8 protein-coding genes are annotated in these 6478 nt (G+C 38.4%); 5 read left to right on the top strand and 3 right to left on the bottom strand.

Going from position 1 to position 6478, the window contains the following annotated elements; genetic code table 11:
• Positions 1–294 precede the first annotated feature (294 nt).
• Positions 295–705, top strand: coding sequence for a hypothetical protein (locus AC04Q1_RS24860; protein WP_478367244.1), 411 nt, complete (start codon positions 295–297; stop codon positions 703–705).
• A 54-nt stretch (positions 706–759) separates the two neighbouring features.
• Here the strand turns inward: AC04Q1_RS24860 and AC04Q1_RS24855 are convergent, their stop codons facing one another.
• From AC04Q1_RS24855 to AC04Q1_RS24845, 3 genes are all read right to left on the bottom strand, one after another.
• The gene (locus AC04Q1_RS24855) at positions 760–2574 is read right to left on the bottom strand and encodes a DNA polymerase III subunit gamma/tau (RefSeq protein ID WP_478367243.1); all 1815 of its coding nucleotides are present in this window, start codon (positions 2572–2574) and stop codon (positions 760–762) included.
• 155 nt (positions 2575–2729) lie between these two features.
• A complete protein-coding gene (locus tag AC04Q1_RS24850; protein ID WP_478367242.1) occupies positions 2730–3485 on the bottom strand; it encodes a DUF1570 domain-containing protein in 756 nt (251 codons plus the stop codon).
• A gap of 6 nt (positions 3486–3491) precedes the next feature.
• Complete coding sequence (locus tag AC04Q1_RS24845; RefSeq protein ID WP_478367241.1) at positions 3492–4355, bottom strand: AraC family transcriptional regulator; 864 nt, start codon at positions 4353–4355, stop codon at positions 3492–3494.
• Between the two features lie 181 nt (positions 4356–4536).
• Between AC04Q1_RS24845 and AC04Q1_RS24840 the strand changes: the two genes are divergently transcribed.
• The 4 genes from AC04Q1_RS24840 to rplI all read left to right on the top strand — a co-directional run bounded on the left by AC04Q1_RS24840 (position 4537) and on the right by rplI (position 6459).
• Positions 4537–5130 carry a hypothetical protein gene (locus AC04Q1_RS24840; protein ID WP_478367240.1) on the top strand — a complete coding sequence of 198 codons (594 nt, stop codon included), beginning with the start codon at positions 4537–4539 and terminating at the stop codon, positions 5128–5130.
• A gap of 253 nt (positions 5131–5383) precedes the next feature.
• A complete protein-coding gene (gene rpsF / locus AC04Q1_RS24835) occupies positions 5384–5740 on the top strand; it encodes a 30S ribosomal protein S6 (RefSeq protein ID WP_316844273.1) in 357 nt (118 codons plus the stop codon).
• A complete protein-coding gene (gene rpsR, locus AC04Q1_RS24830; RefSeq protein ID WP_010599582.1) occupies positions 5740–6003 on the top strand; it encodes a 30S ribosomal protein S18 in 264 nt (87 codons plus the stop codon). Before rpsF ends, rpsR begins: the two co-directional genes overlap by 1 nt.
• A 12-nt stretch (positions 6004–6015) precedes the next feature.
• Positions 6016–6459 (top strand): 50S ribosomal protein L9, encoded by a 444-nt coding sequence (rplI, locus tag AC04Q1_RS24825; protein WP_025144599.1) that lies wholly within the window; start codon positions 6016–6018, stop codon positions 6457–6459.
• Positions 6460–6478: the final 19 nt, after the last annotated feature.

Raw genomic sequence — 6478 nt, 5'->3', positions numbered from 1 at the left:
AACGGTACGTACAGTGGTGTGAGAGGACAGATAGGGAACTAATCCCTATCTTCCTACTCGATGGCTGTCAACTTTTTCCGTCAATGCTGTCGTTATTTCTGATACGTTTTTCATGCGTAAGGGATAGTAACGGAATGCCCACAGCCCGATTTTTCACCGGGCGGGGAATGCAGTGTATAGCCCGACTCTTGCGCAGCCTGGGGCACGCGCAGATAATATTAAGATTCTATCACTAAGGAAAACCTTATCCATATCCTTTTGTTATATTCATATAAATTAAAGGAGACCCATATCATGGCAATTAACGAGAATAAAGGATCGCAGGATAAAATACATAGCACCACAGAAAATAGCGAAATCAATAAAGAAAACCTTTCATATGATGAAAATAAGCAAAGTTATGAGCTTGATGTAAAAGGTACAGATGAGGATTACGATCATCCGATGGGATACGAAACCGTTGCGGCAGGTGCAAAAGACGATGATTCAACTTACGATGAAGCTAATCCTTATGTTGGTGATGAATATGCACGCGATGAAGAGGTTGCGGAAGATAACCTGGAAGAATTAGGGATGCATGTGGATAATGGAGAAAGTGTAAAACTAAGTCCTGAAGATGAAATTCTTGCCCGTACGCCGGAAGATAACCGTGATGATTTAGATGAAGAAGGTTATCCGGTTAACGATACACCAAAGACCAGTTAGCAGGTCGCGGTTTTTCAATTCACCGTTAACTAGAAACTGTGAATTGAAAACTTTTTACGGGTTAACATCTAAGTTAAACCTCCTGCGCAGTTCGTCGAGTTTTGGATTTTTTCCTACCAGGTACTCATATTTTTCACGGTTGCCATAAAGCCTGTTTTCGATTTTACGTTCCATCAGTTTGTAGGTCACCTCAACGCCAAAATTACGGAGTTCATTCCTTAAAAAATTTAAAAGTTCCACAGATTCCTGTTGCACCAGATGTTCCTGTGTTTTACTTTCAACCGAGATTTCGATCAATTCAGGGGTTAAAAGTGTTGGTGCAAAGTTATTTAAGATGGTATAAATATTAATTCTATCGGTGGCCTTCATCTTTTGTGTAAAGATACTCCACACTTCCAGCAAACGGTCATAACTAAAAGCATCTCGCGCATCGCCGGTCACTTTCTTTGGGCCATCACTTTCATCCTCTTGTGCTACACGGTCAAGATCGTTCAAAGAAGGAATGAGTGTACTTAACGTATTCGCCTTTGGTATATTGATGCTGATGGAAGTGGCCGATGGCGGAGGACCAACTCTTGGCGTTTCTTTAGGTTGTTCTGCTGCAGAAATACTGGGTAAAACAGGAGCGCTAACAGCAGGTGCTGATGCTGGAATAGTTTTTTCGCTTTCAGCTTTCGGCTTTGGGCTTTCAGCTACGACATTAGTTTTTTTTTTATCCTGATCTTGGTCAGTTGCTGTGTTATTAGGGCTTAAGGGCTGTTGTGCTAAATTGACGACCGACCGGATGTGGCACATTTTAATCAGTGCCAGTTCCACCTGCAAACGTTGGTTTTTAGAATTTTTGTAATTTAAATCGCAGGTGTTGGCCAGGTTCAAAGCCGTTAACAGGAACGAAAGTTCTGTTTGCCTGCATTGATCCAGATATTTCTGTTTAATGTTTTCGCTAACCTCTAACAATTTAATGGTTGAAGCATCTTTGCCCACCAACAAATTACGGAAGTGAGAAGCCAGGCCGTTTATAAAGTTATTGCCATCGAAACCGTTGTTTAAAATCTCATCGAACAGGAGTAAGGTCTGGCTAACTTCAGCTGCGGTTAAATAAGATGTCAGTTTAAAAAAGTAATCATAATCTAAAATATTCAGGTTATCGATTACGGCTTTATAGGTAATGTTCTTGTTTGCGTAACTGGCAATCTGATCGAACATCGACAGGGCATCACGTAATCCACCGTCGGCCTTTTGGGCGATAATGTGTAAACCATCACTTTCGAATGCGATATTTTCGCGTACGGCAATAGTTGATAGGTGACTGGCGATGTCTTCTACCTGGATACGGTTGAAATCAAAAATCTGACAACGTGATAAGATGGTTGGCAGGATTTTATGTTTCTCGGTAGTGGCCAGTATAAAAATAGCATAAGATGGTGGTTCTTCCAAAGTTTTCAGAAAGGCGTTAAATGCACTCTGCGATAACATGTGAACCTCATCAATGATATAGATTTTATATTTTCCGGCTTGCGGCGGGATACGTACCTGCTCGATTAAACTACGGATATCGTCAACTGAGTTGTTCGATGCCGCATCCAATTCGTGTACATTAAAAGAATGTCCGTTCTGGAAAGAAAGACAATTGTCGCATTTTCCACAGGCTTCCATTTCTGCTGTAGGGTTGGTACAGTTAATGGTTTTTGCGAGGATACGCGCACAGGTTGTTTTACCCACGCCACGCGGACCGCAAAACAGAAATGCCTGGGCAAGCTGGTTGTTTTTGATGGCATTTTTTAAGGTGCCTGTAATATGCTGCTGACCAACTACGGTTTCGAACGTGGCTGGGCGGTATTTACGGGCAGAAACGATAAAATTTTCCATCGGCACGAAAATAGGAAAAATTTAGGTGTTGTGGGATTGAAAAGTCGGAATGTTGAAAAGTTGGGTGCCGGGAGGTTTAAAAGTTGAAAGGTTGTAATATTGCATTTAGCAAAGCCATTTACTCATTCAAAATTCACTCACTCACTCATCCTTATTTAGGGATGCAGGTTATAAAACTGTTTATAACTTCTTTCAAATGCATTAAAACTGCCGTAGGTAAGTTCAATCGCTTTTTCGCTGTCGTAGCCTTGTGCAGTAAGTTTGATGATATTTTTCAGGCCAGCGGTTCTTTTGTTTTTAACAAAATAATAGATGACGCTGTAGGCGGTATTGTAGTTGTCGTCTACGCCATGACCATAAAAGGTACCGTCGTATATTTTAAAAAAGTTCTTTAACCTGTCGGTATCTTTAAAATCTAAACCAGCTTTAATGCTTTTAATCCGGTTGCTCTGCGGTGAGGCGTATAAATTCCCTTCACTATCAAAATCCAATGTTTCGAAAAATTCGGCTAGACCTTCATTGAGCCATTTTGGTGCTTTTTGATAGTTGAACTGAAAAATACTGTGACTGGCCTCATGCAATGCCACTGCTATAAAATTACTTCCCTTCATGATAAAGGCTTCATTTATAGCCGGGACATAGAATCCTGTTGGTGATGGTGCGTTATATCTGACTTTTTCTAAACGGTAATCTTTGTTTTTCCCAAAGAGGTTTATTTTAACCGGTACGGAGATGTTTTCCCTGGTTTCAAAGATTTCGTTACAGAACATGCGTTCGTAGGCAATTAGTTTTTCTATTTTCTTCTGTTCGGTATCACTTATTTTGCAGTTGACCAGATTGAACTCAACATATTGGGCATAGAGTGATAAACCGATCAGATTAAAGAAAAATAATAGGAAGAGCATTTTCATATTTAATTATTTAATTACTGATTTTAATTCTTGTCTATATTCTGAGGCGCTTTTACCTGTAAATTCTTTAAATAACTTATTAAAGTGGCTAAAGTTATTAAAACCACTTTCGTAGGAGATGTTGGCAATGCTGATCGGTTTTTCTGCAAGAAGCTTTGAAGCATGCACTACCCGGTATTCGTTTACAAAATGAGTAAAGGTTTTTTTGGTGATTTTTTTAAAATAACGGCAAAACGAAGGAACGGTCATGCTCGACATTTCCGCCACATGCTGTAAACTGATCTGTTCCTGATAATGGTCTTTCACATAGTTGAATATCATATTAATACGGTCGTTATCCTGTACCTGCATTTCCATCGAAAAGCCATCTGCATTTAAGATTTTATAATCACCGGTCAGTTCAAGGTCCTTTAAAACGCTTAATAATGTGAGCAGTCTTTCGAAAGGTGGCTGATCATCCATCATTTCGATCCTGTCGCCAACCTTGAGCATGGTTTCGGCACCAAAAGCGATTCCGGCCTTTGCTTTGTCGAATAATTCGTTAATGCCTTTGATTTCCTGCAGGCCTAAAAAGATATCGCCAAGGAAGTCTGGCTTCATCTGGATTACGGTTTCATTTTTATTTCCCGTATTGGTGTCGGTAAAGCCACAATGAGGGAGGTTGCTGCCGATCAGGATCAGATCGCCATCGGTGTAGTAAGAAACGTGACTGCCGATCTGCCTTTTTCCGGCGCCACCGTTTACAAATACCATTTCGATCTCTGGGTGGTAATGCCATAGGTGTGCCATGTTGTTGGCATTTTCTACATACTTCGAATAATAAAACGAACTCCCGAAAGAGGGTTCAACAACTTCGAAACTTGGTTTCATATCTGCTAAATTATTTCACCAAAATACATAAAAAATATGCTTTATTATAGCTTTTTGTCAAATGAACGTATTTCTGGGGTAATATAGCATATAAAGTGGAAAATATGCAACTCACTATATCCCAAATAGCGCCTTACCTTAGTACCATCATATAATGATTAACTCTTTAAAAATATTGGTTATGAAAAAGTTCTTAAAAATCGGTTTAATAGCAGCGTTATTTTTTACTGCTACGGGTGTTCACGCTAACGATGATAATTTTACACTAAAAGTAAAAGGTGAAAAAGATAAATTTATCCGTTTTTCTGTAGATAAAGCAGAAGATGTTAATTTATCACTTATTGGTTCAGATGAAGAAGTATTGTTCGAAGAAAATATCCACGCTTCGGCTGCTTCAAGCAAAATTTATGATTTAAATGCACTTCCTGATGGAAACTATGTACTTAAAGTAGAGTCTGATGTTAAATTGGCACAATATACAGTAACAATCAAAGATGGTGCGGCACTTGTGTCAGAGCCAAAAATATCGAACGTATTTAAACCGGTTTATACTCAAAATGAGCAGGTAATCACACTTAATTTAGATAACCTCGATAAAAACCCGATCGAAGTTAAAGTATACAACGAATATAACGACGAGGTTTACAACGAAACATTTAAAGATAAAGCGCAGTTGACCAAAAAATTCAACATCAGTAAAACAGATTCGAAAGAATTAACCTTTGTGGTGAAGTTTAAAGATGAGAGTTTTGTGAAAACGATACAAACCTATTAAACATTACAGCTAATTGATGTAAGGAGATTGTCTTGATAGATAGTCTCCTTTTTTTTTGCCGTAAAATGAAGAAGGGTTGATGCGAGGTCATGGAATTATGGGCTTGTTGTTGATCCATCGTCCATTTTCCATCCTAAGTTTTCCATCTTCTTATTCTTTTCTTATTAATCGTTTGATTTTAAGAAATATATTGTTACTTTTGCATCCCCGTAATATACCTCGGGATTAAAAATTAAAAACATAATTTATAACAATGAATCAGTACGAAACTGTTATCGTTCTAACCCCTTTGTTATCAGAAGAAGTTGCTAAAGAGGCATTAGCCAAATACAAAGCAATTCTTGTTGATAATGGAGCCGAAATTGTCCAGGAGGATAATTGGGGTTTGAGAAAATTAGCGTATCCAATTGAGAAAAAATCAAACGGATTCTTCAACTTAACCGAATACAAATGTTCAGGTGAGTTGATCGCAAAATTAGAGCTTGAATTAAAACGCGATGAGCGTGTGTTGCGTTTCTTAACTATCCGTTTAGACAAACACGCTATTGCTTACAATGAGAAAAAGCGTAGTGGTGCTTTTAACAAAAAAACTAAGGAGGTTGCAGCGTAATGGCAAGAGAACAAATACAATACGTTACCGCCCCTAAAGTAGAGGATAACCGTAAAAAATATTGCCGTTTCAAGAAAAACGGAATTAAATACATCGATTACAAGGATGCAAATTTCTTGTTGAAATTTATTAACGATCAAGGTAAATTATTACCACGCCGTTTAACTGGTACTTCGTTAAAATTCCAACGTAAAGTGGCTCAGGCAGTTAAACGTGCCCGTCATATCGGTTTGTTACCTTTCGTTGCTGATCAATTAAAATAGGAGGCTAGAGATATGGAAATTATTTTAAAACAAGATATTAAAGGCCTTGGCGAGAAAGATGATGTAGTTACAGTAAAGCCAGGTTATGGCCGTAACTATTTAATCCCTCAAGGATTTGGAGCATTGGCTACTTCTTCTGCTAAAAAAGTTTTAGCAGAAAACTTGAAGCAAGCTGCTTTCAAACAAGATAAAATTAAGAAAGATGCTGAAGGTGTTGCTGAGCGTTTAACTGATGTTAAACTTTCAATCGGTGCTAAAGCTGGCGAAAGCGGAAAAATCTTCGGAGCGGTTAACACCATCCAGATTGCTGAAGCATTAAAAGCTCAAGGCTTTGATGTAGACCGTCGTCGTATTACTTTCGAAACTGAACCTAAATTTGTTGGCGAATATGTTGCTAACTTAAACTTACACAAAGAAGTGAAAGTTCAGGTTCCTTTTGAAGTAATCGCTGAATAAGCATTCTTTAAAGATTAAT

Source organism: Pedobacter humicola (genome assembly GCF_056490705.1).
The sequence above is the reverse complement of the archived record's forward strand: the minus strand, read 5'-3'. Positions and strand labels throughout refer to the sequence as shown.